This window comes from Rhizobium sp. BK650, from assembly GCF_014195325.1.
GTDB lineage: Bacteria > Pseudomonadota > Alphaproteobacteria > Rhizobiales > Rhizobiaceae > Rhizobium.
On sequence record NZ_JACIBK010000017.1, the window covers coordinates 64,432 to 90,362 of the forward strand.

A 25,931-nucleotide genomic window follows, 5' to 3' on the forward strand; every position below is an offset into this window, starting at 1 on the left:
TTGCAGTCGATAGGTTCTTGGCCGGCCGGTCGCTCACGTGCAGGCTTGCCTGAGCATGCAAACGCTATGCTACTGCTTTGTCTGGTCGCTCCTGCGCGCGGCCTCCAACCTGCTCTCCGCCTCGACAATTGCTTCGTCGATGAGCTCGACGACCTTGCCGAGCCTGGGGTTTTTCTCGGCAATCGGTCTTGCAGATCTTAAATGTTGAAGAACGCGCTCCAATCGTTCCGACATGCCATCTCCGTGCGTACGCAGGCGTATTCGCATTGTACTACTTCGGGTCGCAGCAATGACCATATGCTTTCGATGGTGGTATTGGGGCCATGCCTACAACCAAGTCGTCACAGGTTGAGGATGCTTTAACGAAATTTGGCGCCCCACCTGGAAGGGGAGAGCGTGGGTACGCAGCTCACGCCGGACTCAAGAAGCTGGCGCACAAATGGGCCGCGACCCCCACCTATGGTCCCGCCAGTGCGGCATCCAACAGATGGGACGCAAGCAATGATACGTCTTCCCCAAGGGGACGATCCTCGTGCAGTGGCAGCACGAGTTTGCGGACCATGGCATAAATCTTTGCCGTCCCCTCGCCGCAGCGGTGCCCCGGACACTGGTCGACCGCCTGGGCGGCGGCCAGCAATTCGCAAGCAATGATAAGACGCCAGAAGCCGAGCATGTCGGACAATTTCTGCACAGCAAGCGCCGATTGCGTCGCGTGATCCTCAACGCCCTCAGACACGGAAAGGAAGTCGAGCATGACGGGATTGGCCTTATGACGAATGGAAGCCAGAAGAGCTGCAACGGTCTTCTGCAGAGGCACAAAGCCTGCCGACGGACCACCAACCGGCGAAAGATAGCGCGGCAGGCCGTTACGGCCGGAGCCGGTCAGTTGAATGAAGCGGGCGGCAGCGGCACCGGCGACTTGAGCGATCGCAAGGCCGAGCGTCTCGTAGGCGAGCGACAGGGACGGTGTGTGGAAGTTGCCGGTCGACAACACCCGCTCCTCTGCGATCAGCACGAGCGGATTGTCGGCAGCAGCGTTAAGTTCGATCTCGATTGCATCCTTCGTCCGCAACAGCGCTTCGGCTAGCGCACCGTGGATGGGTGCAACACAACGCAGGCTGAGCGGATCCTGAATCGCAGCCGCTGTTTCAAACAGGGATGACCCTGCAAGCGCCTGCAGCAAGCGTGCGGCTTCTCCGGCTTGGCCGGCAGCGGGCCGGGCAGCCTGGATGCCGGCTGACAGGACCAGCGGATTACCGCCAAGCCCCTCGAAACTCAGTGCGCAAGCCAACCGCTGGACATCCATCAACATTTCCGCATCGTGCAGTGCAAACGCCCCGAGGCCAACGGAGACGGCCGAAGCGTTGAGAAGCGAAATGCCATCCTTGGGCCGTAGTGTCACGGACGCGAGCCCTGCGAGGCTTAAGGCTTCGCCAGCAGCATAGACAGAGCCCCGATACTCGGCGCGCCCCTCTCCGGCGAGCGCGCGCGCCACGGCCGAAAGGAGCACGAGGTCGCCTGCGCCAATCGATCCGATCGATGGCATGATTGGATGAACACCGGCGTTCAGCATCGCAAGCAGCGCGTCGAAAACGGATAGTGAAATGCCGGATCCGCCGACAGCGAGCATAGAGAGCCTGGCGGCGATGACGGCGCGGGTCGCATCGCGCGGCAGAGCCTCCCCTACTGCCATACCGCGGCCGCGGATCAGTTGCAGTTGAAAGGCTTCAAATTCGCCGGTCACTGCCATCCTCAGATTGGCGCCAAGCCCGGTGTTCATGCCGTAGATCTGCTGGCCGGAAGCTGCGGCACCTTCGAGGATGCGCCGCGCCGCAATCAGCCGCTCACGGACCGCATCGGAAACCTCAACCTTCGCATTACGGCGGGCGATCGCAACGATGTCGGCAATCGTGATGCCGGAGCCGGTCAGCAGGACCCCGGTCATGCGAAGCGAAGCCTCTGACCGATACCGGCCGAGCGCGCCTTTGAAAGCAGCGCGTGGCCAAGGGCAATGTCGCTGAGCGACAAGCCGCGATGCCAGAGCAGGATGGCCTCGTCGTCATTCTCCCGACCCGGCTTCAGGCCGGCAACGACCTGGCCGAGTTCGGCATGCAGCGTCTCCTCAGATAGCCTGCCAGTCTCGACATGAGCGCGCAGCGAGCCGAATTTGCCCGTCTTGCACTGACCCCAGTCGTCGACGACGAGCTTGGCCATGATGTCGGTCAGAGACAGTTCCACGGCGCTCATTGTGCCATAGGGCACGACGAAGGCGCCCTTCTTGATCCACTCCGTCTTCAGGAGGGGCTCGGGCTGCGAGAGGCGTGATGCCTCGACGACGATATCTGCCCTCTCCACGCAGTCGCGCCAATTGTCGACTACGGTAATCTTCTTGCCGAGGTCGGCCTCCAGCTTGGCGCCGAAGGCATCGCGGCTTTCGGGCCGACGCGAATGTACGCGGATCTCGTCGAAATCGAAGAGATGATCGAGCAGACGGACATTCCAGTAAGCCGTGCCGCGCGCACCGATGTGACCGAGGACTTTCGAACCCTTTCGGGCGAGATGCCGGGCGCCGAGCGCGGTGACCGCCCCGGTGCGCATGTCGGTGATGACGGTGGCATCAAGGATCGCCTTCGGCACGCCAGTGCGTGGGTCGAAGAGGTTGAGCACGCCGAATTCGGACGGATAACCGAGCTTGTAATTGTCGACATAATCTCCGACCACTTTCACTCCGGCAAGGTCGAGCGGCGCCACATAGCCACGCAACACGTTGAAATGGCCGTGAAAGCTCACATCCGGTTCGAGATGGACGCGCGGCTCGATCACCGTCTCGCGCCTGCCCTGGGCAGCGAGCGAGGTTTCGATCGCATCCAGGATTTGGTCGTTGGTCAGGTCGAGCGCCTCGATGTCGAAAGCATTCAGATAGTCGATATAGATCGGTTCCATTGTCATCTCGTTTATTGTTTGATCGGCACGCTGAGGCCGAGATTCTGGCGAAGCGTGCGGCCCTCGTAGTCTTCGCGGAAAAGGCCGCGGCGACGCAGTTCCGGCACGACATAGGTCACGAATTCTTCAAGCCCAGTTGGGAAAAGCGGCGCCATGACGTTGAAGCCGTCGGCGGCACCTTCGCTGAAGCGCTCCTCCATCGCATCGGCGATCTGCGACGGTGTACCGGCGAGTTGCCAATGGCCGCGCGCCCCGGCGAAATGGCGGGCAAGTTCGCGGATCGAAAGTTTCTCGCGCCTGCCGAGATCAATGATCAGCTGCTGGCGGCTCTGAATGAGGTTGGTTTGCGGCATCTCGGGTAGAGGCCCATCGAGCGGATAGGCTGACAGATCCTGAATACTGAGGTAGCTTGCAAGAAGGGCCACACCAACGGCGTCGGGGATGAGCTCCTGCAGGGCCTGGTATTTTGCCTTTGCCTCGTCTTCCGTGGCACCGACGATCGGCGATATGCCGGGCATGATCTTGATTTCGTCGGGCTTGCGCCCGTATTTGGCGAGCCGCGACTTCACATCGGCATAATAGCTCTGTGCCTCAGCAAGTGTCTGCGAGGCGGCAAAGACGACGTCAGCTGTCCGGGCGGCGAGTTCCTTGCCGACATCGGAGGCGCCGGCCTGGACCATAATCGGTCGGCCCTGAGCCGAGCGTGGGCTTTCTATGAGGCCTTCGACGGCAAAATGCTTGCCGCGATGATGCACCGGATGAAGTCTCGCACGATCGGAAAACCGAGCCCCACCCTCAGGAAAATAGGCACCATCCTCGACGCCATCCCAAAGCGCGAGTGCTGCATCGGCAAATTCCTCGGCCCGCTCGTAGCGCTCGGAATGCGGGCGAAGGCCGCTGCTCGCAAAATTCTCCGCCTCGAGTTCGCTTGCCGAGGTGACGAGGTTCCAGCCTGCCCTGCCGCCGCTTAGCTGATCGAGCGAGGCGAAGGTCCGGGCAAGGCCGTAAGGTTCGTTATAGGTTGTGGACGCCGTTGCCACGAGGCCGATATGCGTTGTGTTGACGGCAAGCGCTGCGAGCAGGCTCAGCGGCTCGAATGCGGTCGAGCGCGCCGCCTGGCTCGCCATCTCAGGATTGCGCTCACGGATGGCGGCGGCATCCTCGACGAAGAGCATGTCGAATTTGCCCCGCTCGGCGATGCGGGCGAGCTCGATGAAATGATCGATATCGACGCCGGCTTGAGCATGGGCTTGCGGATGTCGCCATGCCGCGATGTGATGCCCGCCCGCCATCAGAAAGGCACCAAGTCTCATCTTGCGATCGCTGCTCATCATGCATGCTCCGATGGTGCCGACGGATGAGCCGGACGGGCAAGACCGAGACGATCGCGCAAGGTTCTTCCGGCATTCGCCGTGATCAATCCGAAGTGGCGCAACTCCGGAACCACCTTCGTCAGGAACAGGTCCACGATTGCGACGGTCGCAGGCAATATCGTGAAACCGTCGACATGGCCGGAGCCGAGCCATCGCCGTAGGGAATCGGCTATCTCCGCCGGCGTACCCACCAGACGCGACGCTGAAAGCGGTTGGCTCATCCGGTCGGCCTCACCAAACCGGAGCGCATCGCTTGCCGCCTGCGCCGCTTCGGAAGTCTCGGCAACGACTGGCACGACATTGGCCAGTATCCGCACGTCCTGCCGTCGGCGACCAGCTTGTTGAAGGAGGCGCACGAAGTCGGCCACCGTCTCGTTTGCACTTTCCGGCGTCCGATCTTGAAGCAGCACGACTTCGGCACTTTGCGCGGCCAATGCCTGGTTATCTCCAGCCAGAAGCTGGGCGATGATCGGTTTGCCCTGCGGCGAGCGATTGACGTTGAGCGGACCGCGCACCGCAAAATGTTCGCCCCTGTGGTTGAGGACATGCATCTTCGCCGGCTCGAAGAAACGGCCCTCAGCCTTATCATAGATGAAGGCATCGTCTTGCCAGCTGTCCCAAAGACCGCTCACAAGGTTGAGATATTCCTGGTCGCGTTCGAATTCCCTGGGTGCAGGAAGGGCAACCCAGCCTGTCCGTCCGCCGCTGATCTGGTCCAGCGAGGCGAAGCGCCGGGCGAGATTATAGGGCTCATGCTGGTTCGTTGCGGCAGCCGCCAGAAAGCCGATCCGGCGCGCCCGGGTCGCAAGGGCTGCGACCAGCGTCGTCGGTTCGAAGGGCGTGGCGACCGGCGAGAGATCATCGACCGGCCGGGCGCTGAGCCGGTCCGAAAGCAGGACGAAATCGAAGCCGGCCTCCTCCGCTTTGACAGCCTGTGAAAGCAGCGCATCAAAACCGAGTTGTTCGAGCGCTCCATTGCGCCAGGCTGCAGGATGATGGCCAAAAGGCGTGAGGGAAAAGCCGAGATGCATCAGAAACTCCTGCACTCAGATCGAGAAGATTGCGTCGCGCGTCAGCTGCCCGATAACCATGCCACCGCCGTCGACCACCGCCAGCACGTCACTGTTGGCGGCGACCATCAGCGACAGCGCATCACGCAGATTGGCGCTTGCGGTAACACTCGCCACCGACAAAGAAGGAACACCGGGCCGCATCGCGTCGGCAACAGAAAATAGGCTGAGCCGCTTGATCGCTCGATCGATGCCGACGAAATGGGCGACGAACTCGTCGGCCGGATGGGAGAGTATTGCATCTGGCGCATCATATTGCACGATCTTACCGGCACGCATGATGGCGATACGGTCCCCGAGGCGAATCGCCTCATCGAGATCGTGAGTGACCAGGACCACCGTCTTGCGTACACGTTTCAGAATCTGCTTGAACTCCTCCTGTAGGCGTGTTCTGGCGATCGGGTCGATGGCGCCGAAGGGCTCGTCCATCAACAGGACCGAGGGATCGGCGGCGAGGGCGCGCGCCACGCCGATGCGCTGACGCTGGCCGCCGGACAGCTGGCGCGGATAGCGCTTCAGCATTTCCTTCGGATCGAGGCCGACGAGATCGAGAAGTTCATCCGTGCGCCTCGCGATCCGCAGCTGATCCCAGCCGAGCAAATTTGGCACGGCCGCGATGTTTTCGGCGATCGTCATGTGCGGAAAGAGGCCGACATTCTGGATGACGTAACCGATGTGGCGGCGAAGCTTGACAGGATCGGCTTTTGTCACGTCTTCGCCATTGACGAAGATGCGCCCTTCCGTCGGTTCGATCAGCCGATTGATCATGCGCATCGTCGTCGTCTTGCCGCAGCCCGACGGGCCGATCAGGGCGACCGTCGAGCCTTCGGGCACATCGAGCGTCAGGTTGTTCACCGAAGGTGCTGCACTTTCACCGTAACGCTTGGTGACCTTTTCCAGGCGGATCATGCGGCGGATCTTTCTGCAAATAGGTGCTTTTCGGCGCGGCCGAGAATAAATTCGGTGGCGAGTGCCAAGATCGCGATCGGCACGGCACCGACGATCAGCCGCGACATGTCCATCATGCCGATACCGGTGGCGATAAAATCGCCGAGCCCGCCGCCGCCGATGAAAGGGGCGAGTGTCGCCCCGGCCAGAACCTGGACGGCCGCCGTGCGTGCCCCGGCAAACATCGCCGGGGCTGCAAGCGGAATGCGGATCTTTCGCAGAACCTGGCTTCTGCTCATGCCCATGCCGACCGCCGCTTCCACCGCATCGGCATCGACATCGCGCAACCCGATATAGGCGTTGAGCAGGATCGGCGGCAGGGCAAGCACGGTCAGCGCCACGATCGACGGCAGGATGCCGATGCCGAGAAGCGGCAGCATGATCGCCAGGATCGCAAGGCTCGGAATGGTCCTGAGACCATTGATGACGTTGATGACGCCAAAGGCGAAGCGGCCGTGATTGACGATCAGGATCGCCAATGGCAGTGCAATGAGGAGTGCAATCGCCAGTGACACACCGGACATCAGGAGATGCTGGCCAAGCGCGCGGAAGAATTCGTCCTGATGACCGACGATCCAGAAAAAGGCGGTGCTCAGCATCGATATGCCCTCACTGCCAGCGCACCAAGGCCTGCTCGGCCCGGGTGAGAACGAAATCGAAGATGATGGCCAGCAGTGCCGTCAGAATGCCGCCGACCAGGATCTTTTCCGCGTATTCCTGATCGATACCGATCAGGATGATGGTGCCGAGACCTCCGCCATCGATGAAGGCGGCGACCGTCGCGATGCCGATGACAGTGACGAGCGCGATGCGGGCGCCGGAAACGATCAGCGGCAGGGCAAGCGGCAGTTCGATACGGAAGAGGCGCTGCCAGGGCCCGTAGCCCATGCCGTCGGCTGCGTCGAGTATGTCAGCCGGGACGCCGCGGATGCCGGTGACGACGTTGCGCAAAAGGATCAGCAGGCAATAGGAGGAAAGCCCGATCAGAGCTGGTTCCATGCCAAGGCCGACGAAAGGGATCAAAAGCGCAAAGAGCGCCAGGCTCGGAATAACGAAGATGATATTCGTCACCGTCAGCGCGAAGGCATAGAGCCTCGGCCGGCGGGCGCAGACTATGCCGAGCACGAGCGCGATCGCAAGGCCGATCAGCACGGATGAAATCGACAGCACGAGGTGCTGCCAGAGGGCAAGCGCAATTTCCGGAATATGCTTGGGTGCCCAGTTCAAAGGCGAGGAATCCTGTCTTCGCGATCACGACAAAGCGGCGAAGCTCAAAGCTTCGCCTCATTTTTTCTTCAGGGGAAGCGAAACTTTCGCGTCGTTGTCGATCAGATGCCTTTGGCCTTCAGGAATTCAGCGGCGACGTCGGCCGGCTCTTCCTTGTCGCGATCGACCTTGGCGTTCAGCTCGCGCATGGTCTCGTTGTTGAGGAGTGGGCTGACCTTGTTTAAGACCTCGGCGATCTTCGGGTTCTTGGCGAGCGCATCCTGTCGCACGACCGGTACCAGGTAATAGGGCGGGAAGAGATGCTTGTCGTCGTCCAGCACCACCAGTTTGTTGTCGGAAATTTGCCAATCCGTGGCAAAGCCGTAGGAGACGTCGAGATCCTTGCTTGTCAGCGCGCTGTAACGAATGCCGAGCTTGGCAAAGATCTTGAATTCCTTGAACTCGATGCCGTAGGTCTGCTTCAACCCGGGCAAGCCATCTTTGCGCTCACCAAAGCCGCCCTCTGCCCCAAAAGTCAGGTTCTTGGAGGCCGGGCCAAGGTCGGTCAGGGTCTTCAGCTTGTACTTTTCCGCCGTTTCCGGCAGCGTGATGATTGCGTAGCCGTTATTGATCTGGCTTGGTTCGAGCAGCGTCAGCTTTAGGTTCTTTTCGTAATAATCCTTCACGTCACCGTAGATCTTATCGGCAGAGCCTGAAAGATCGCCCTTCACGACCGCTGCAAGGGCAGTGCCGGTATATTCCGGATAGAGATCGATATCGCCATTCGTCAGCGCCGTGTGCGCGACGAGGGTGGCGCCCAGATTCAGATGCCGCTCGACCTGAACGCCGGCCTTTTCGAGGGCCTGTGCATAGATCTCGGCAACAACGAACTGTTCGGTGAAATTCTTGCTGCCGATCTTAACCGGCCCCGCATTTACCGGAGCAGTTATAAGAGCAGTTAGCGCGATTCCGGAAAAAACGCCTGCCAAGGTCTTAAAAAACATTCCAAACCCCTCTTTCAAAAATTCTGGTGTGGATCTTCTAGAATTTTCCATGAGAAAATGCATGAAATCGATTGTCGTTTTTCTCCCGATTTCGGCCAAAATAAACTCAGGCTGCTCCTGCCGCCGTGGTCCTCCCGTCACGGCGACGTGGCCCTTAACGTCGCCAGCAATTCGTCTCTCAGTCGGCTGCCTGCTTTTGCTGATCACATCCTTCTTGGGACCGCGTCGTCAATGTACCGAAGTTCTGTGCGTCGAACAAAAGGCGACATCCTCGAAGAACTGGCGGATAGCACCGGGACCTTAGCGAGTGAGGTACCACGTTTGCCAAGGATCAGCACAGAAAAGCGGGGTGCTCTTGCGGGGAATAACGCAGCCGGTTGGTTGTGGTGAAAATCTAGCGTTCCTCCATTGGGTCGTCGTTCCATCGCATCGCTGCCCGGTCGGAACTCCTGGCTGGCTATTGAAGGCGAATTTAGCGCTCTCGGCGCCCCCTCGTGGAGGACATTCATAAGTCGTTCGAACTGCTCGGCCATCTGAGGGAGCGTGCGAAGTCCGGCACCGATAACAATGACGTCATAGATCGCGCGCGACAGTGCCTCCATGGTTTGTCGTTCCACTGTGGCTGCATCCTTCGTGAGGAGCAGCGTCACCCTGTGCCCGGCACCCTTCAATCGCGCAACAGAGTCATTTAAGCCCTCCATGACCTTGTCGCCAGTCATATCTTTCGGCGCATCCGGCGCGTCAAAGTCAATCTGTGCGGGATCTTCGCCAATGATGAGAATAGATTTCGGCATGGATCTTTCCCTTTAAGCCGGCTCCTACAGGTTTCAGATGATTGGTCAACGCTGATAGAGCCGAGCAGCTTCAGCGCTCGTAGGGAACGCTACCGTCAGCTGTTTGTGTCGTTCTACGTGGCAGAAAATGCGGCGCTCGCGCTAGGCCGATTTTCCAGACGCGGATCCCGAGCATCTTGGCATTGTCGGTGAGGTTGTCGTTGAGCCGGTGCTGGAAATATCGTGTCTGCGACCGGGCGAATCGCGCCCTTGTCTACCAGCTGGCTACGATCTGCTCCAATTGCCGATTCGGCGCGCGTTTCCATTAGCGGATCACGGAGAGGCGAAGCCGAGATCATCCGCCTCAAGACCTTCATGCGCGCCTCTTTGGTGGGGCCAGTTGCGAACTGCTGAGGGCACAAATGCTATCATCGCTCCAACAAAGCGACGAAGATTCCAACGATGTTAAAGATGCGTAGATGGTCGCTGTCAAACGCTCCAGTGTTCGGCAATGCCGAACAGTAGAATTGCGTTCAGCCCGCTACTCCGAACAACCCTCCTGCAGTAAATCAATGTCATCGACCCCGGTATCGAGGCGGTCAACAACGCAAAGGAATTCACTATGTTGAGACTTGCAAACAAGACTGCACTTATCACCGGGGGCACCAGCGGCATCGGGCTTGAAACCGCCCGCCAGTTCGTCGCCGAAGGCGCACGTGTCATTGTGACAGGCAGCAGCGCGGTCAGTGTCGAGAGGGCGCGCAAGGAACTTAGCGACGATGTCACCGTCGTCCAATCCGACGCAGGCGACGTTGCCGGCCAGAAGCATGTCGTAAACCAAGTGAAGGAAGCTTTCGGCAACCTCGACATCCTATTCATTAATGCTGGCGTCGCTCAGTTCGGTCCAGTGGAGAGTTGGTCGGAAGATGATTTCGACAAGTCGTTTGCCACAAACGTGAAGGGCCCCTTCTTCCTGATCCAGGCTCTCCTGCCCGTCCTTTCAAAAGGTGCATCGATCGTGCTGAACACGTCGATCAACGCGCATATCGGCATGCCCAACTCCAGCGTCTACTCGCTGACTAAGGGCGCGCTCCTAACATTGGCGAAGACGCTATCTGGGGAACTGGTCGGTCGCGGCATCCGCGTCAACGCCATCAGCCCCGGCCCGATCGCGACCCCGCTGTACGGAAAGTTAGGCATGTCCGAAGCGGACATGAAGGCGATGGCCGAAGGTGTGCAGAACCAGATCCCGGTCGGCCGTTTTGGTGACGTGTCAGAAGTGGCGAAGACCGTGGTCTTCTTCGCATCTGACGAGGCCTCCTATATCGTCGGCAGCGAGCTCGTCATCGACGGCGGCATGAGCAATCTTTAACCAACGGCCACGAGATGGCATGAAAGAGGCCGCGCCCGTTGAGAGAACGGATCACTGAGATGCAGGTGATGATGGAGGGACAGTCACACTTCCAGCCTTTCGGCTGACCATATTGGGGTTCGCAATATCTCAATAAGGGAGTTGGAAGCATGACTGCCACCTATGAATATCATATCGGCGTGGATCGAGCCCGGTAGGACTGGACTGCTTCAAGGAGAATGGGAAACGGGGAGCCGAACGCCACTCTGTGACCGAAGCCACCGGCATCAGGTCACGCATTGGAGAATGGTTCAGAACCGAAGGACAGCAAAAGGCGATCTGTCCGGCGGAAAGAAAGACTTTGCCGATCGGTGCGAATGCCGGTCAAACCCTAACCGAACCCAAGGAAAGACGCCAAATGGAGGTGTTTTGCCCCTTGAGTTCTTTCATTGGAGATTGAACATGCAAATAGACCTTAAAGGAAAGACAGCCCTGGTGACAGGATCCACGGAGGGCATCGGCTACGCGATCGCCCTACAGCTCGCCAGAGCCGGCGCGGACGTCGTCGTCAACGGCCGATCCGAAGAAAAGACCGCGAAGGCTGCCGTGCGGGTAAAGAGCGAAGGGGTCAAGGGCGGCGTCACCGCAGTCGCAGCCGATCTCGCCACTGCGGAAGGCTGCAGTGCGCTCGTGGCGAAGCTGCCCCATGTCGACATTCTCATCAACAATGCTGGGATCTTTCAGCCGAGCGACTTCTTCGACACCGCAGACGAAGTCTGGGACCGGCACTGGCAGGTGAACGTCATGTCGGCAGTTCGATTGTCCCGGGCGTATCTGCCCGGCATGCAGGCGGCCAACTGGGGCCGCGTTATCTTCATCGCATCGGAATCCGGCTTCAACATTCCCGTCGAAATGATCCACTATGGTGTCAGCAAGACCGCCGATATCGCCGTCGCCCGAGGGCTCGCCAAGCGCATGGCGGGCACTGGAGTGACCGTGAACTCGGTTCTTCCCGGCCCTACACTGTCTGAAGGCGTCGAAGCAATGCTTGCCGATGAGCGTCAAAAGACCGGCAAAGCGATCGAGGAGGTAGCCGCCGAATTCGTCAGAAAGCATCGGAGCAGCTCCATCATCCAGCGAGCCGCCAGCGTCGAGGAAATCGCGAACATAGTGACATATCTGGCTTCCACGCTGGCATCTGCCACGACCGGTGCCTCCATGCGCGTGGACGGCGGCCTGATCGATACCCTCTAAACGTCATCTGGGGACGACATCGGAAAATACTAAAGAAACGAAATGCCAGCGGCGGAGCGAGGGCGACTGTGGATGCGGGTCATCCTTAGCGGGCCGCAGCACGATCTCCTTGCTGGCGCACCGGGGGCTATCGTCGACGAAGCGCTCACTGGCTCGCGATCTTACGCCGCGGTATTCCCCCCGGAGATCCGAGAAGCGTATGTGGAGGCGCTCAGAAGTCCGGAACATATGCACGCGATCTGCGAGGAATATCGTGCTGCGGCAGGCGTCGATCGTAAACATGACAGGGGTGACCAAATCTCCGGACATCGGATTGGATTCACACTGATGGCTCTTTGAAGTGGAACCGGCGCGGTGGCTAAGTGGTATACCGAAGAAGTGGAACCGTTGGCCTTTTGGCGACGTTTGGCGGACAAAGTCATCGCCGTGCCATGCCAGGAGGGCCACTTCTTTCCTGAAGAGCATCCCGCGGAAACGGCCGAGGAGTTCGCCGAATTCTTTAGTGATGCAGCGTACGGGTCGAAGGCTCGCAGATTAGAATCGATTCGATGGTCTCATCGAGATGCCCGTCAGCGACAGCACCCCGAGCCCTTTGCCGGCGCCTTGAGATCACAGGCGGCCTCAGATGGACGGGGCGAACTAAATGCGCAGAGGCGCAGTCAGCCTGCTGCCAATGAGGGTAGGTCATCTACGCTGTCTTCCCCCGTGCTCGGGAGACGTGATGGTTATTTTGTTGTCGGGGTGCATACTCGCGATCTCGCCCAGGCCTGCTGTCACGCTCTTCGCAAAGGAATCGCCCTACGAACGCATAAGACTTAGCGCGAAACGCGTTCCGGCTTTCCCTTGCGCTTTGTCGCGGCGAAGTCCTCAAGCTGCTTTTCGCTCATGCTATCGGCCATCTCCTTGGACGCGCCTTTGAGTCTGCTCTTTGACATTTGACCACGCTTTGCGGCAAGGGCGGCTCCGGCGGCCTTTTGCTGCGCTTTGGATTTTGCGGGCATCTTGTTTCTCCTCGTCTCGGAAAAGGGAACGGTCCGGAACCGACAATGTTCCCGCTTCAACTATCTGATGCGAGTGAGCAAAAATCCGTCTTTGCCCAAGCACAGCTTTGCTTTCAAGCCCCTATGGTGAAGCTAACAGTCCGAGCCACCGTTGAACGCATCGAGGAGAGGCATACGGACGATCTTGATCCCCTGATTGGGAAAGATCATTGGCTTTGCGAATAGCATGACGGTGAACGTTGGAAACGGCTCGATGCGGAGTTTGTAGCTAGGGAAGCTTTAGCGGACCGGCCTTTGTCAAGGCGAGACTGTAGGTGTCGTGTTGCGTAATCCCTGAAACATCCGGCACTTTCCCAAGGCCGAACGTTCCGGCCCTCAGACTGCTGACAACCCAGCGGAGCTTTGTGATTTCAAACGGACATGTTGAAGAAACCCGCTGCGGACCAGACGGCGGTCGAGATGCGAGACTGAACGATCCCCTGCTTTGTAAGATCGATGTGGTGATCGACCTCTCCTTGAGCGTGAGTGACCAACCCGACCTTGCTCGCCAGCGCCGGAAGAGGCTGCATTATTCGCCAGCGGCTCCCTGACATACCGCTCTCATCGACCGACCCGGTCCTGATTGGCGACCCCCGGCAATTTCCCTTCATCCAGAACACGGGCTTCGGTCTGCCGGGCGGCAGAGATGAGTCGGCGATGTGCGCGGATCGCGTTCCATTGTTGGTCGATCAGCACGCCGATGAGGATCACGCCACCCATGACCGCGAAATTCAACGACGAAGGGATGCCGAGCAGATTCACGAGGTTCTGCAACTCCTGGAGCAGGACCGTTCCGAGCACGACGCCGACGATCGATCCTTCGCCGCCGCGGAGCGAAAAGCCGCCGAGTACGGCGGCGGCAATCGCGTAGAGTTCATAGAACTGGCCATGGCTGGCCGGCGAGATCGAACGTGTGTACATGGCGAAATAGATTGCCGCTAGCGCCGTAAGCAGTCCGCAGATGACATAGGCCGACGTCACCATCCGGCCGGTGTGTATACCGGAATAGCGGGCCGCCTCCTCGTTCTTGCCGATCGCGTAAAGGTAACGCCCGAAGACAGAGCGATGGAGCACAACCCACATGACCACGGAAATGATGACGAGCGCTATGAAGGTGTTGGGAACGCCGTAGAACCGTCCGGCGGTGATGAACTCGAGGTCCGGGAAATTTTGACCGAATGCGAAACCCGCCGTTCCGTCGGCCGTATAGAAGCGCGCCGCCCCGCGATAGATAAGGAGGCCGCAGAGAGTGACGACGAAGGGTTGCAGGTTTAGCCGGGTGATCAGCCAGCCGTGAATGGCACCTATGGCCGCACCGAGCACTAGAATGAGCGGTAGCGCCAGTACCCATGACATATCCTGGACCGCGACGAAATCGACAAACAGCACACCAAGAAGCGCTACGAGCGAACCGACGGAGAGTTCGATACCGCCTGTAATGATGACGTAGGCCTGGCCAATCGACAGGATGCCGAACAGACCGATCAGGTTGGCGGTATTCGCCAGGTTGATCGGCAGCAGGAAGCGCGGATTGATGATGGCGACGACGATCCCGACGACGACGATCAAAAGCAGCAGTCCAAGGTCCTTTTTGATCATCACAGATCCGTTCCCGATACCTGATTATATTGCCGCGCGGGCTATTTTACGCGTTTGCCAACAGCAAGCAAAAGGACGCTTTCTTGGCTGAATTCGCACTCATCGAGAATGCCGGCGATCTGGCCCTCATGCATGACGGCAATGCGGTCAGAAACGCCGATCACCTCTTCCATGTCGCTGGAGATCATCAGGATCGCGACACCGGCGTCGGCAAGCGCCCGCATCAGGCCGTATATCTCGTTCTTGGCGCCGATATCGATGCCGCGTGTCGGCTCGTCGAAGATCATCACCTTCGGGCTCATTGACAACCATTTGGCAAGTACCACCTTCTGCTGATTGCCGCCGGACAGAGTGCCGGTTCGGCTCGAAATAGAGGGCGCTTTGATACCTAGGCGAACGCGCTGTTTTTCGGCCGCCGCCGTCTCCCGCTCGGCGGAAAGCATGAAGCGGCGGGCGAGCATGGGGAGATTGGCGAGGGTTATGTTCTGGGCGATCGAGAAATCAAGAAGAATGCCGTTGCGCTTTCGATCCTCCGGCACGAGGAAAATGCCGCGAGCAACGGCGTCCCGTGCGGAACGGACTGTAATTTTCTGCCCGTCCTGCAGAATGTCTCCGCCATAACTGCGATCAATGCCAAACAGCACCCTGGCAAGCTCGGTACGCCCGGACCCGACGAGGCCCGCAAGTCCGAGAATTTCTCCATACCTGATTTCCAGATCAACGGGACGCCCGGGATAGGCTTCGGTGCGCACGGCACTCACCTTCAGCGCAATTGAACCGGGTGAGCGCTGTGGCTTTGCATTACGGGCCGCAAGCATCCGGCCAATCATCAGCTTGACCATTTGGTCGTGGCCGATGTCCGTCTTGGCGAGCGTGCCCACAAGCGCGCCGTCACGGAGTACGAGGACCCGGTCGGCTACGCGCTCAACCTCATGGAGCCGATGCGAGATGAAAATAACACTGATGCCATCCGCCTTCAGCATTTTGATGATGCTGAGCAGTCGCTCGGTTTCAGCCAGCGGCAGACTGGAAGTGGGTTCGTCGAAGATCACGAGCCTTGCGTTGATGGACAGCGCCTTGGCAATCTCCACCATCTGCTGCTCTGCAAGCGAAAGCGACGCCACGGATGTGTCGGCGGAAAAATGCGCGCCCACGCGCCTCAAAAGCGGCTTGACCATGTCCTTTAGTCGATCGCGATCGACGAGCTTAAGAGGTCCCGCCTTCAGCGGTTCGCGCCCTAGGAAGATATTGGCAGCGACGTCGAGATTCTCAAAGAGATTAAGTTCCTGATGGACGAAGGCGATTCCGGACGAGATGCTCGATTCCACAGTAAGGTAACGATGTTCTTCCCCGTCGAGCAGGATCGTACCCCGATCTGGTGCGATCACACCGCCGAGAATCTTCATCAGTGTCGACTTTCCGGCGCCGTTTTCGCCGACAAGGCCGACGACTTCGCCTGGCATGATGTCCATTGATAGGCCTTCGAGCGCAACGACACCCGGATAGGTCTTGCCAACACCGCAAAGCGAAAGGAACGGCGTTCCGGGCACGCTCGGTTGCGGGATATCGGCACTGTGGTTCATCGGCTGTCCATGGCTGCTGATGCTGTCGGCGCGAAATGCCTTTCGCGGCGGCGGTGAGTGCCGCCGCGAAAGAGGTCACTTTCCAGCCATGGCCTTCAGGTTGGCCGCGTATTTGTCAACGTCATCCTTACCGATGATCACCGTCGGGATGATGATCAAGCCGTTGGCGGGAATGCCGGACTTGTCGCCCTTGAGGTAGGCGGCCATCAATTTCATGCCCTGATACGCCCACTCGAACGGCTGCTGCACGACGGTTGCCGCGATCGTACCTTCCTTGACGCCGCCGAGCGTGATCGGATCGTCATCAAAGCCGACGACTGTGATCTGGCCGAGTTTGCCTGCGTCGCGCAGCGCCTCATAGATACGCGGCGTGTTGTAGGAGTAAAAGCCGACCATGCAGGTCAAGTCGGGGCTCGCCACCAACGCATCCTCCACGTTCTTCTTGGCACGCGTCTGGTCGATGTCGTCACCGCGAACGTCGACCAGCTCGATCTTGGTACCCTTGAGCCCCTCCTTCATCCCTTCGATGCGTTCGCGGGCGTTATCGGCGCCCAACAGGCCGACGAAGCCCATGCACTTTCCGCCGTCCGGCATCGCCTTCTTGGCGATTTCGGCGGCCTGTTTGCCGGCGTCGACGTTCGAAGAACCGATGTAGGCGACGCGGTTGGTCTTCGGCGCGTCGCTGTCGGTAGTGAAGAGAGCCGTCTGCGAGCCGATCTTGTTGAGGCCGTCCGTCTGGGTCTTGGGATCGACAGCGGAGACCATGATCCCCTTGACCCCGGCACTGACGAGATCTTCCATGAGACGCTGCTGAATGGCGACGGCCGCCTGCTCAGGATATTTCAGCTCCATGTTGTACTCTGGCATCTCGCCCTGCGCCTTTTTCACTCCCGCCTCGGCGGCTTTCCAAAAGTCGGATGCTCCATTGACGACGAATGCGAGTGTCGGTTTGTCGGCGGCCTGCGATACTGCCATAGGCGCCGCGCTCAGCATCAACGCGGCGAAAAAAAAGGCTGCATTTTTCCGTTTCAGCTGTTTCATAATACTCCTCCCAGGGCCGCGGTTGCGAGGGCCCGTTCGCGACTTACGGCCGGCCGAATGCGCAGCCCCTCCAAGGTCCGTCGCGAGGCGACGTGTGGCATAGGTGCCGATCGCACCACGACGGTATACCAGAATCTAAATTAGTAAATAGTAATATTAATGTCGATCAAAACATGCCGGTGCGAAGTCAGATCCGCCCTCGCCGGCACAACCGCAAAGGCTTCGCGTGCGGGAGGAGCCCTTCAGTGGGATCTAGTCGGGCTAAGGACGAACGGGTGAGAGCCTGTGCGACCTGCTGCAGTCCACCTCAGGCGAAATCCGTTCGGCCACGGCCTTTACAAGGCCGAGGCATCCCTCGAGGTAGCAGTGGGGCAACGTCGAAGTGGTCCAGTCTGCGACCTTAACAGGTCGGCTGGTTCAACCACAGGCGGATTTTGGAGCCTATCGGCAACATGCCACCAGCCCGAGGAGCAGTGTTACGCCAGGCTAGAGGCGCCAGCCATAGCCGCATAACTTAGACGAAACGGCCTCCGGCAGACCGCCGCGCCCAGTATTATCTGAATGACACTTCGACGTTTTGGCGGTCCTGCGCAACAACGCGGCAACGGGTTTCGAAGCCTTCGCCGCGGATTAGCAGATCAAACTCAGGCGGGATGGCTGAGGTGTTCGAAAGGACCAGACCTGCACCGTCGCTGCCGAGCGACTTAACCGTGCAGTCGATTACTGAACGCCGCTCGTTGAACAGGATGGAACCGCTTTTCAGTACCCGGCGGCGTTCTCCTCCGTTTTCACCCTTCAGCTCATGCCATGAGACGCAGCAATTTCGTCCTCTGCTTTTGGCGGAATACATCGCAGCGTCCGCCTGAGCGATGAGCGTATCGATGTCACGGCTGACAACCGAAAGGGTAGTCGACCCGATACTGGCTGTGGCACTCACAGTGCCGAAGTCGCCGTTCACAAGCACCCCGGCGATAGCGATCCGCAACTTCTCCGCAACAGCTGCCGCTGCGGCCCTATCGACAGGGGGAAGTAATAACGCAAATTCCTCGCCCCCGAGACGCCCAATAAAGTCTCCTGCCCGCAGGGTGCTCCTATAAGCGCCACTAACCGCTTGAGAACCTCATCGCCGGCAGTATGTCCGTAAGTGTCGTTTACCTTCTTAGAGTGATCCACATCCAGCACAAGGCAGGAGAGATCATGCTGATGCCTCAGTGCCTGGGCGATCAATTTCTCGCTTTCGGACTTGAAGGCTTTTCGCGTGAGAAGGCCCGTCAACCCATCGGTCGCAGCAAATTGAAGCAGCTCAATGCGTTCCATTGCAAGTCCAGCTAACTCCTGGAGAATAACGAGGTCCCTCGCCCCGATTGACTTGGGCCGCCGGTCAATCGCGCACACCGTTCCCAAAGTAAGCCCCTCTCGTGTTTTGAGCGGCACGCCAGCATAGAAACGGATGTGAGCGTCGCCGGTCACCGAAGGATTATTCGCGACCCTGGCGTCCTGGGATGCGTCCTCGATGACCATCGGCTCTCCCGAGTCGATGATCAACGTGCAGAAGCTGTCTTCTCGCGGGACTTCCGAATTCGGCAAGCCAACACAGGCCTGATACCATTGGCGATGCGCGTCGATGACAGACACAAGACCAATATCGACACCAATATCGACCGAAAATATTTCTTTGATAAGCCGAACTATGCGTTCGAAGCTCGAATCCCTTGGTGCGTCGCGTCCAACAAGTCAAACTGGTCCAGTGCTTCGAGCCGCTCTCGCTCGCGCTGAACTCGTTCCGCAGTCAATCTTCCGAATGTCCGTAGAGTGTTCATTTAGCCCACCATATCAAGCGGCTGGATCATGGAAGCGATACATTAAATTTCGATTAGACGGCTAGGGGTCACGGGATTGAGCGATTTTCGAGACCGCGAAAAGCATAGTGCCGCGTGACGCACCATGGAGAGGATTGTGCTCATTGAGGATCAGTTGATCTAGGCGAAGCAGCGTCTCGCCGATCTCGATACCCACTTTTTTGGGCCGTCTCCTGCTCGACTGCGTTGCGGTTGGATCATCCTCACGACTAAAATGTCGGCGGCGTGTTGATCCAGATGAGCGTGGTCGGTCCGTCGAAATTGTTGCGCCATGAATGCAGCCGCGTGCTTTCGAAATAAAAGCTGTCTCCAAGGCGCAGTTCATGAAACTGGTCACCATCAAGAATGATTTCCAGGCTTCCGGCCAGAACATGGATGAATTCCTCACCCTCGTGCTGATAGGCGCCCTCGCTCGAGGCACCGGGAGCAAGATCGAAACGATGGCACTCCATTTGGTTGTTGCCGTCTGCGAGAACCCGAATGGTGACGCCGGAGGCTGTCGTCGGCCATGTTGTCCATTGCCCATCCCGAACGAGTGATGCACCGTTTCGCGATTTTCCCTGGCCGCTCAACGTCGCAATGGTGGTTCCGAGGTGCTGGGCGACATTGTGGAGCGCAGTGACAGAAATGCCTTGAGACGTGCGCTCGAAGGTGGACAGCACGGACAGGGCTGTGCCCGTAGCCCGGGCAACCGCCTCCAGCGTCAGACCGGCTTCCTTTCGCAAATGCCTGACTTTCATCCCGATCGACAGATCGATACCCACGCGCACCTCTGTGGGCTCTTCGCTCCGTCGATCCCCGCCGCTATTTGGGATCAATGCCTGTTTGATGGCAGCCGGATTGAGACCTTTTTCGCTTCGAAGCCAACTGATCGTCTTCAATCGCTCGATCAGGGCAGCATCGTAGAGCCTTTGACCGGTCGGCGTACGGATAGGAACCACGAGCCCCTGCTGTTCCCACAGCCTGAGCGTGGACGGCGAGACGCCTGCCGTGCGCGCAGCTTCAGCAATCTTGAGGTGGGTTACGTCCATAAACCGGCGCTTTGACGATGTTTTGCTGAAGCTTTCATAATTGCGAAAAGCCCCGTTGCAAACCTACAGAAAAAATGTAGAGAATATTCTATACGGAAGAACGCAAAGAACCACAATACGTAGGGGACGTCACCATCATGCTGAATCTGGAAATTGCCTCGCGCCGCTCGGATGCCATTTCACGGGGGGTCGGCGTCACGACACAGATCTATGCCGAAAAGGCCCAGAATGCGGAAATCTGGGACGTGGAAGGCCGTCGATACATCGATTTTGCAGCCGGTATCGCCGTGGTCAACACCGGCCATCGCCATCCCAAGGTCCTCGCTGCCGTGAAGGATCAGCTCGACCATTTCACCCATACCTGTCATCAGGTCGTTCCCTACGAGAACTACGTTCGTCTTGCTGAGCGCCTCAACAATCTCGTTCCGGGCGACTTCAAGAAGAAGACGATTTTCGTCACAACGGGTGCCGAAGCCGTCGAAAACGCCATCAAAATTGCCCGAGCGGCAACCACTCGTTCCGCAGTCATCGCGTTTACAGGCGGGTTCCATGGCCGTACCTTCATGGGCATGGCGCTGACCGGCAAGGTCGTGCCTTACAAGAGCGGTTTCGGCCCCATGGTACCGGATGTTTTCCATGTGCCGTTCCCGGTAGAACTGCATGGCCAGAGCATAGAGGATTCCCTTGCTGTTTTAGACAAGATGTTCAAGGCCGACGTCGATCCGAGCCGGGTTGCGGCCTTTATCGTCGAGCCTGTCCAAGGCGAAGGCGGCTTCTACGAGGTTCCCCGCACGTTCATGCAGAAGCTGCGGGAAATTGCAGACAAGCACGGCATTCTGTTGATTGCGGACGAGGTTCAGACCGGATTTGCCCGTACCGGCAAGCTATTTGCCATGGAGCGTTATGGGGTTGTGGCCGATATCACCACGATGGCAAAAGGCTTGGGCGGCGGCTTCCCAATCGCAGCCGTTACGGGCCGTGCGGAGATTATGGACGCCCCAGGCCCCGGTGGCTTGGGTGGCACCTATGGAGGTAATCCGATCGGCATCGCGGCAGGCAATGCCGTTCTCGATGTCATTGAGGAAGAGAACCTCTGCGAGCGTGCAAACTCGCTTGGCAACCGCCTGAAGCAGAGGCTCCAGTCACTTCGCGAAGCCGCGCCGCAGATTGTCGACATTCGCGGGCCGGGCTTTATGAACGCGGTGGAGTTTAATCTTCCGGGAACCAACACACCAAATGCAGACTTTACGAACAAGGTTCGTGAGCGTGCTCTGCAGAAAGGTCTTATCCTGCTAACATGCGGTGTCTATGGAAACGTCATCCGTTTCCTCGCTCCAATCACGATCGAAGATGACGTGTTCAACGAAGCACTCTCCATTCTCGAAACGACACTTCGTGAATGCGCTGCGGAGGCCTGATCAATGACGATCTCTGAAAACCTGCTGTCAAAACTGAAAGACGCCTCTCTCGTTGTCGATAAGGCCTTGATTGCTGGCGAATGGGTTGTGGCAAGCGATAGCGGCAAAACATTCGACGTGACTAACCCGTCCACGGGTGACGTCGTCGCAACGCTGCCGGATATGGGCCGCGCGGAAACGGCGCGTGCGATCGATGCGGCATACAAAGCGCAGAAAATCTGGGCGGCCAAAACGGGCAAGGACCGTGCAAGCGTATTGCGCAAGCTGTTCGATCTTCTGGTTGCCAACGCCGACGATCTTGCCACCATCCTAACCATGGAAATGGGGAAACCGCTGGCCGAAGCGAAGGGAGAAATCCTTTACGGCGCTTCCTATGTCGAGTGGTTCGGCGAAGAGGCGAAGCGCGTCTATGGCGACACTATACCTGGCCACCAGCAGGACAAGCGCATCATCGTCATCAAGCAGCCGGTCGGCGTCGTGGCCTCGATAACACCATGGAATTTTCCGAATGCGATGCTGGCCCGCAAGTTCGCTCCGGCGGTCGCGGCTGGGTGTTCCATGGTTTCCAAACCGGCTGCGGAAACCCCGCTTTCGGCACTGGCCCTTGCCGTATTGGCGGAACGCGCCGGATTGCCGGCCGGAATCTTCAATGTCGTTCTTTCGAAGGATTCAGCCGCAATCGGCAAGGAATTCACTGAAAACGATAAGGTGCGCAAGCTCACATTCACCGGGTCTACCAATGTCGGCAAGATTCTGATGCGCCAAGGCGCCGATCAGATCATGAAGCTCGGTCTAGAACTCGGCGGCAATGCACCCTTCATCGTGTTCGATGATGCAGATATCGATGCTGCCGTCGAAGGTGCGATGATCTCCAAATATCGCAACAACGGACAGACCTGCGTTTGCGCCAATCGTCTCTATATCCAGTCTGGCGTCTACGATGCCTTTGCGAAAAAACTCTCCGAAAAAGTCTCCGCCATGAAGGTCGGCGACGGTTTCGAGGCGGGCGTCAGCGCCGGGCCACTGATCACGGCTAAGGCGTTGGAAAAAGTGCAGGAACATATCGCAGACGCCGTTTCCAAGGGGGCATCCATCGCGCTCGGGGGAAATCCGGACAACCGTGGCGGCCTGTTCTTCCAGCCCACCGTCCTGACGGGCGTGACCAAAGACATGAAGGTTGCCCGCGAGGAAACATTCGGCCCCGTCGCACCGCTCTTCAAGTTCGAGACGGAAGAGGACGTGATCGAAATGGCCAACAATACCGAGTTCGGCTTGGCTTCCTATTTCTACTCCAAGGATATGTCCAAGATATTCCGTGTCGCCGAGGCACTGGAATATGGCATGGTCGGCATCAATACCGGCCTCATTTCAACTGAAGTCGCTCCCTTCGGCGGCATCAAGCAGTCCGGCCAAGGCCGTGAGGGTTCGAAATATGGAATCGAGGATTATCTCGAAATCAAATATCTGTGCCTGAGCATTTAATGCCAGCAGCGGTGAGATAGCGCACGGTCTCGCGTCTCCATTGACCAGACATAGACTGCCACCAGGGTCTATTGCGTGAACTCTATAGGTCGTACAGGAGGGGTGCGACGAAAAGGAAGCCATGATCCCGTGCTACCCTTGCTTGACAGCTCCCATTACGGAATTGTGGACGTGCTTGAGACGGGTGGAACTGTTGAAAGCTTTTCACCAAGACACGACGATACTTACAAGTATCGTGGGTCCTCGTCTTTAGTAGCTAGTCGAACCGCCCTGCAGGGGGTTGTTTCACTCTGCCGCTTAGGCCGAGCATGTTCATTGCACGCCTCATTGCAGTTTAGGAATTCAATCTGCGCATTCGCTCTGTGGCGCAATTCACGAAGCTGGTGCGCCCGCGTGGATAACGAACCGCTTCAGCAACGCCACCGAAGATCGTCGCATTGACAGTGAATACGCTGACTTCGTCAAGATCCCGGATAAGGCGGCTATCGCCTTGCTGAACGTCCTTATCCTCTGTGGGTAGCGAATACGAGCAATGGTCAGATTTCAATTTCCTGATATCATACCGCGTTGTGTGGGGAGTAGACGTTATGATGAGTTTGGTTCCAGACGCATTTTACTGGGCACGATCCGACAGGCTTACGAACGGCCGAACGACGATTGTGCAAGTATCTACGATTTTCGGCGAAGATCCCGATTTCTGGACATTGGCGGTACTCGGCTCCGACCAGCATCACATGATCGGTGATTTCGAGATCATCGCCCTCGTCGAACCGCTTGAAGGCTATTCGCTGCGTCAAGCCGCTGAGTAGTCTCGGAGTCTCCGCCGCGCCTCAGTCCTCGGTCACGGCGAGTTGGAACCGTCAGACTGGGGATCGGCTTCTGCTTTCTCCCCAAAATATTCAGAGCTTGGGAACTTTCGTAGCGCAACGACGTAATGCGTTCGGGTCGCACGGCTGAGGTTTCATTTTGCCCCGGAACCTCAAAACGGTCGGACGACCTGTCTAACTTCCCTTTGCCCGCTTCGGCGGGCTTCTTTTTGCGATTATACGAAGACTTGAAGCTTGGGTCTTTAGTCCGATTGCTGGCCGCAGTCCGTCCGCTCGTTACAGTATTGGCTTGGGCCGTAGAGTGCGGAAAGGGTGGCTCTCCCAGTCCGGGGGCCGCCCTTTTCGATCTTTTATCCAGGAATTCTTGTCTGCTTCCCCGCGGGCTTCGGCATCTTGGGATGACGCCGCAGATTGGTTTTAGGCCCGCCCTCGCCGTACGCTTGCGCCTTCAATTCTCTAAGTTTTAAAGAACCGCAATAGTTGCTATCGAAGCGGGCGGACGGGCAGCTGCCGACCGCTGGCTGCCGCCATTGCGCTGTACGTGCCAGTCAGCTCTATCGGCAGTTTCGCCGTTGCATCCAGTCCGGCTTGAACAAATTCCCCTCGACCGGATTATCTCCGATGAACCTAGGAAAGCCGCCGGACGTGGGGAGTCAATGGATCAAGATGCAGAGCCCGACGAGGCCTCTGGAACGTCGCCATTTCGGGTGCCGACGTTTGGGCCAGTGTTTCTCGCGATCCTCCTGGCGATGCTGGCCGAAGCAATGGCTGGAAGCTATATCGCGCTTCTTGGAGTGCAGCAGGTCGGGATGTCGCCGTTGGAGCTCGGCGCTTTTCTAACAATTCCGGCGGCAACTGGAATAGTCATCACAAGCTTCTTTGGGCATCTCCTAGATCGCCATCCAATCACCTGGCCTCTCCTCCTGTCGCTCCTTTCGAAAGGTGTTGGTTTCGCACTTTGCGCGTACCTTACAGAGACGTGGATATTGATTATGAGCGCCGGGATCCTCTTTGGCTTCGGCGCGGCGTCCTTCAGCATTCTTTTTGCGGTGGCCAAGCACCGGCTGGACGAGGTCGGCGGTTCGACTGTATCTCGAGGAATGGCTATTCTTCGCCTGGTGGCGTCGCTGAATTGGACCATCGGCCCGGCTCTGGGCGCCATCCTCGTCTCGCGGACAGGATTCCCAAGCGTATTCGTGGGAGCCGCCTCCCTCGCGGGACTGGCGCTGGCAATTGTTTCTCTCACGCGGATGAGATCCGTCGTAAACGCCGATGAGCGGCCTCGCTTGACGTTTGAGGTATTGCGCCGCGCGGCACCTGCCGCCCTTGCGCTGTCGGCTTTCCACACGGCGATGTTCTTGGGATCGAACGCGATGTCGATCGTCGTTGCTCGAGACCTCGGGACCGAACAAGACGTCGGTCTGTTGTTCAGTCTCTGTGCGGGACTAGAGGTCGTGTTCATGGCCGTCTTCGTGGTTTGGCCGAAACTGTCGAACAGGCAAGGACTGCTTCTTGTCGGATTCGCCCTGTTTGCCGCCTACTTTGCGATGGCGCTCGCTTGGCCTACGTTGATGTCGCTTTACCTTGGTCAAGTCCCAAGGGCCGCTGGGATCGGGATTATCAGCATTGTAGGCATGGCCTTTGTGCAAGATCTCCTTCCTGGCAGAGCTGGCGTCGCCTCCGCTCTGTTTGGAAACACTATCAGCGTCGGCTTTCTGCTATCCGGACTCGCGACGGGACTTTGGGCCAACGCATTTGGGTACTGGTCTTTGTTCCTGTTGTGCGCGACGCTTTGCGGGTTCGGCGCACTGACCTTGGCCCTCGGGCGACGCACTCTCATTCAGCAGACGGGGTAGCGCGCTAGCCCCAACAGGACCGCGGCCGACATTTGTTTTAGCGGTACTTTCGCCGCGGCAATCGCACCCAGGAGCTGCGGCTTGCGTATCGGGCACCCTGGAGAGCGGAAGCCAGGCCTATCTCGGCGACAATATGGCTTTCTCACAATGATGGAACGGGTGACGGTCGCTGCCGGCACCGCTAACACTCGAGAGCAAGATATTTGAACGTGCTCCGCCCACGGCCCGCTCGTCGATGCAGCGAAGTCTCTTAGACCGGACCATTGGCGGGTG

Annotated in this window: 21 protein-coding genes and 2 pseudogenes; 7 read left to right on the plus strand and 16 right to left on the minus strand. The window is 58.5% G+C overall.

Annotated elements, in window-relative coordinates; genetic code table 11:
- Positions 1 to 69: 69 nt before the first annotated feature.
- The 10 genes from FHX15_RS28525 to FHX15_RS28570 form a co-directional block, all read right to left on the minus strand.
- A complete protein-coding gene (locus FHX15_RS28525) occupies positions 70 to 234 on the minus strand; it encodes a hypothetical protein (protein ID WP_184401713.1) in 165 nt (54 codons plus the stop codon).
- Between the two features lie 223 nt (positions 235 to 457).
- Entirely contained in the window at positions 458 to 1,945 is a 1,488-nt protein-coding gene (gene hutH, locus FHX15_RS28530) for a histidine ammonia-lyase (RefSeq protein ID WP_184401714.1), read from the minus strand.
- Complete coding sequence (locus FHX15_RS28535; RefSeq protein ID WP_184401715.1) at positions 1,942 to 2,943, minus strand: ornithine cyclodeaminase family protein; 1,002 nt, start codon at positions 2,941 to 2,943, stop codon at positions 1,942 to 1,944. The genes hutH and FHX15_RS28535 overlap by 4 nt, the downstream gene beginning before the upstream one ends.
- An 11-nt stretch (positions 2,944 to 2,954) precedes the next feature.
- The gene (locus tag FHX15_RS28540; RefSeq protein WP_184401766.1) at positions 2,955 to 4,274 is read right to left on the minus strand and encodes an LLM class flavin-dependent oxidoreductase; all 1,320 of its coding nucleotides are present in this window, start codon (positions 4,272 to 4,274) and stop codon (positions 2,955 to 2,957) included.
- Positions 4,274 to 5,347, minus strand: coding sequence for an LLM class flavin-dependent oxidoreductase (locus FHX15_RS28545; protein ID WP_184401716.1), 1,074 nt, complete (start codon positions 5,345 to 5,347; stop codon positions 4,274 to 4,276). The genes FHX15_RS28540 and FHX15_RS28545 overlap by 1 nt, the downstream gene beginning before the upstream one ends.
- Before the next feature lie 15 nt (positions 5,348 to 5,362).
- The gene (locus FHX15_RS28550) at positions 5,363 to 6,295 is read right to left on the minus strand and encodes an ABC transporter ATP-binding protein (RefSeq protein ID WP_184401717.1); all 933 of its coding nucleotides are present in this window, start codon (positions 6,293 to 6,295) and stop codon (positions 5,363 to 5,365) included.
- Positions 6,292 to 6,933, minus strand: a complete 642-nt coding sequence (locus FHX15_RS28555) for an ABC transporter permease (RefSeq protein ID WP_184401718.1) — start codon at positions 6,931 to 6,933, stop codon at positions 6,292 to 6,294. Before FHX15_RS28555 ends, FHX15_RS28550 begins: the two co-directional genes overlap by 4 nt.
- A 10-nt stretch (positions 6,934 to 6,943) precedes the next feature.
- Positions 6,944 to 7,561 carry an ABC transporter permease gene (locus tag FHX15_RS28560; RefSeq protein WP_184401719.1) on the minus strand — a complete coding sequence of 206 codons (618 nt, stop codon included), beginning with the start codon at positions 7,559 to 7,561 and terminating at the stop codon, positions 6,944 to 6,946.
- Positions 7,562 to 7,662: 101 nt separating this feature from the next.
- Positions 7,663 to 8,544 (minus strand): glycine betaine ABC transporter substrate-binding protein, encoded by an 882-nt coding sequence (locus FHX15_RS28565; RefSeq protein ID WP_184401720.1) that lies wholly within the window; start codon positions 8,542 to 8,544, stop codon positions 7,663 to 7,665.
- A gap of 203 nt (positions 8,545 to 8,747) precedes the next feature.
- A complete protein-coding gene (locus FHX15_RS28570; RefSeq protein WP_184401721.1) occupies positions 8,748 to 9,338 on the minus strand; it encodes a hypothetical protein in 591 nt (196 codons plus the stop codon).
- A 601-nt stretch (positions 9,339 to 9,939) separates the two neighbouring features.
- On the opposite strand from FHX15_RS28570, the gene FHX15_RS28575 reads away from it, so the two are divergent.
- Both FHX15_RS28575 and FHX15_RS28580 read left to right on the plus strand, forming a co-directional pair.
- The gene (locus FHX15_RS28575; RefSeq protein ID WP_184401722.1) at positions 9,940 to 10,689 is read left to right on the plus strand and encodes an SDR family oxidoreductase; all 750 of its coding nucleotides are present in this window, start codon (positions 9,940 to 9,942) and stop codon (positions 10,687 to 10,689) included.
- Positions 10,690 to 11,130: 441 nt separating this feature from the next.
- A complete protein-coding gene (locus tag FHX15_RS28580) occupies positions 11,131 to 11,922 on the plus strand; it encodes an SDR family NAD(P)-dependent oxidoreductase (RefSeq protein WP_184401723.1) in 792 nt (263 codons plus the stop codon).
- An 815-nt stretch (positions 11,923 to 12,737) separates the two neighbouring features.
- On the opposite strand, the gene FHX15_RS28585 is transcribed toward FHX15_RS28580, so the two are convergent.
- The 4 genes from FHX15_RS28585 to FHX15_RS28605 all read right to left on the minus strand — a co-directional run bounded on the left by FHX15_RS28585 (position 12,738) and on the right by FHX15_RS28605 (position 17,185).
- The gene (locus FHX15_RS28585; protein ID WP_184401724.1) at positions 12,738 to 12,923 is read right to left on the minus strand and encodes a DUF3008 family protein; all 186 of its coding nucleotides are present in this window, start codon (positions 12,921 to 12,923) and stop codon (positions 12,738 to 12,740) included.
- Positions 12,924 to 13,523: 600 nt separating this feature from the next.
- Entirely contained in the window at positions 13,524 to 14,561 is a 1,038-nt protein-coding gene (locus FHX15_RS28595; RefSeq protein ID WP_184401726.1) for an ABC transporter permease, read from the minus strand.
- Positions 14,562 to 14,602: 41 nt separating this feature from the next.
- Positions 14,603 to 16,144, minus strand: coding sequence for a sugar ABC transporter ATP-binding protein (locus FHX15_RS28600; protein WP_184401727.1), 1,542 nt, complete (start codon positions 16,142 to 16,144; stop codon positions 14,603 to 14,605).
- Positions 16,145 to 16,219: 75 nt separating this feature from the next.
- On the minus strand, positions 16,220 to 17,185 hold the full coding sequence (locus FHX15_RS28605) for a sugar-binding protein (RefSeq protein ID WP_184401728.1): 966 nt from the start codon (positions 17,183 to 17,185) through the stop codon (positions 16,220 to 16,222).
- 327 nt (positions 17,186 to 17,512) lie between these two features.
- Between FHX15_RS28605 and FHX15_RS31875 the strand changes: the two are divergent.
- A pseudogene (locus FHX15_RS31875) lies at positions 17,513 to 17,703 on the plus strand (hypothetical protein); the annotation flags it as partial.
- 35 nt (positions 17,704 to 17,738) lie between these two features.
- On the opposite strand, the pseudogene FHX15_RS28610 reads toward FHX15_RS31875, so the two are convergent.
- A pseudogene (locus tag FHX15_RS28610) lies at positions 17,739 to 19,005 on the minus strand (diguanylate cyclase).
- A 248-nt stretch (positions 19,006 to 19,253) separates the two neighbouring features.
- Positions 19,254 to 20,075, minus strand: a complete 822-nt coding sequence (locus FHX15_RS28615) for a MerR family transcriptional regulator (protein ID WP_184401729.1) — start codon at positions 20,073 to 20,075, stop codon at positions 19,254 to 19,256.
- Between the two features lie 137 nt (positions 20,076 to 20,212).
- Between FHX15_RS28615 and FHX15_RS28620 the strand changes: the two genes are divergently transcribed.
- The 4 genes from FHX15_RS28620 (at position 20,213) to FHX15_RS28635 (ending at position 25,658) form a co-directional block, all read left to right on the plus strand.
- The gene (locus FHX15_RS28620; protein ID WP_184401730.1) at positions 20,213 to 21,493 is read left to right on the plus strand and encodes a 4-aminobutyrate--2-oxoglutarate transaminase; all 1,281 of its coding nucleotides are present in this window, start codon (positions 20,213 to 20,215) and stop codon (positions 21,491 to 21,493) included.
- 3 nt (positions 21,494 to 21,496) lie between these two features.
- Positions 21,497 to 22,975 carry an NAD-dependent succinate-semialdehyde dehydrogenase gene (locus FHX15_RS28625; protein WP_184401731.1) on the plus strand — a complete coding sequence of 493 codons (1,479 nt, stop codon included), beginning with the start codon at positions 21,497 to 21,499 and terminating at the stop codon, positions 22,973 to 22,975.
- Between the two features lie 587 nt (positions 22,976 to 23,562).
- Positions 23,563 to 23,784, plus strand: coding sequence for a hypothetical protein (locus FHX15_RS28630; RefSeq protein ID WP_184401732.1), 222 nt, complete (start codon positions 23,563 to 23,565; stop codon positions 23,782 to 23,784).
- Between the two features lie 674 nt (positions 23,785 to 24,458).
- A complete protein-coding gene (locus tag FHX15_RS28635) occupies positions 24,459 to 25,658 on the plus strand; it encodes an MFS transporter (RefSeq protein WP_184401733.1) in 1,200 nt (399 codons plus the stop codon).
- Positions 25,659 to 25,931 lie beyond the last annotated feature (273 nt).

Bases quoted from the DNA above. Each gene is read 5' to 3' on its own strand.
- FHX15_RS28545 (WP_184401716.1), bottom strand. From the start codon at position 5,347: ATGCATCTCGGCTTTTCCCTCACGCCTTTTGGCCATCATCCTGCAGCC.
- FHX15_RS28600 (WP_184401727.1), bottom strand. From the start codon at position 16,144: ATGAACCACAGTGCCGATATCCCGCAACCGAGCGTGCCCGGAACGCCG.
- FHX15_RS28575 (WP_184401722.1), top strand. From the start codon at position 9,940: ATGTTGAGACTTGCAAACAAGACTGCACTTATCACCGGGGGCACCAGC.
- FHX15_RS28580 (WP_184401723.1), top strand. From the start codon at position 11,131: ATGCAAATAGACCTTAAAGGAAAGACAGCCCTGGTGACAGGATCCACG.
- FHX15_RS28615 (WP_184401729.1), bottom strand. From the start codon at position 20,075: ATGGACGTAACCCACCTCAAGATTGCTGAAGCTGCGCGCACGGCAGGC.
- FHX15_RS28555 (WP_184401718.1), bottom strand. From the start codon at position 6,933: ATGCTGAGCACCGCCTTTTTCTGGATCGTCGGTCATCAGGACGAATTC.
- FHX15_RS28635 (WP_184401733.1), top strand. From the start codon at position 24,459: ATGGATCAAGATGCAGAGCCCGACGAGGCCTCTGGAACGTCGCCATTT.
- FHX15_RS28630 (WP_184401732.1), top strand. From the start codon at position 23,563: ATGATGAGTTTGGTTCCAGACGCATTTTACTGGGCACGATCCGACAGG.
- FHX15_RS28570 (WP_184401721.1), bottom strand. From the start codon at position 9,338: ATGCCGAAATCTATTCTCATCATTGGCGAAGATCCCGCACAGATTGAC.
- FHX15_RS28620 (WP_184401730.1), top strand. From the start codon at position 20,213: ATGCTGAATCTGGAAATTGCCTCGCGCCGCTCGGATGCCATTTCACGG.
- FHX15_RS28585 (WP_184401724.1), bottom strand. From the start codon at position 12,923: ATGCCCGCAAAATCCAAAGCGCAGCAAAAGGCCGCCGGAGCCGCCCTT.
- hutH (WP_184401714.1), bottom strand. From the start codon at position 1,945: ATGACCGGGGTCCTGCTGACCGGCTCCGGCATCACGATTGCCGACATC.
- FHX15_RS28595 (WP_184401726.1), bottom strand. From the start codon at position 14,561: ATGATCAAAAAGGACCTTGGACTGCTGCTTTTGATCGTCGTCGTCGGG.
- FHX15_RS28525 (WP_184401713.1), bottom strand. From the start codon at position 234: ATGTCGGAACGATTGGAGCGCGTTCTTCAACATTTAAGATCTGCAAGA.
- FHX15_RS28605 (WP_184401728.1), bottom strand. From the start codon at position 17,185: ATGAAACAGCTGAAACGGAAAAATGCAGCCTTTTTTTTCGCCGCGTTG.
- FHX15_RS28565 (WP_184401720.1), bottom strand. From the start codon at position 8,544: ATGTTTTTTAAGACCTTGGCAGGCGTTTTTTCCGGAATCGCGCTAACT.
- FHX15_RS28535 (WP_184401715.1), bottom strand. From the start codon at position 2,943: ATGGAACCGATCTATATCGACTATCTGAATGCTTTCGACATCGAGGCG.
- FHX15_RS28550 (WP_184401717.1), bottom strand. From the start codon at position 6,295: ATGATCCGCCTGGAAAAGGTCACCAAGCGTTACGGTGAAAGTGCAGCA.
- FHX15_RS28625 (WP_184401731.1), top strand. From the start codon at position 21,497: ATGACGATCTCTGAAAACCTGCTGTCAAAACTGAAAGACGCCTCTCTC.
- FHX15_RS28540 (WP_184401766.1), bottom strand. From the start codon at position 4,274: ATGAGCAGCGATCGCAAGATGAGACTTGGTGCCTTTCTGATGGCGGGC.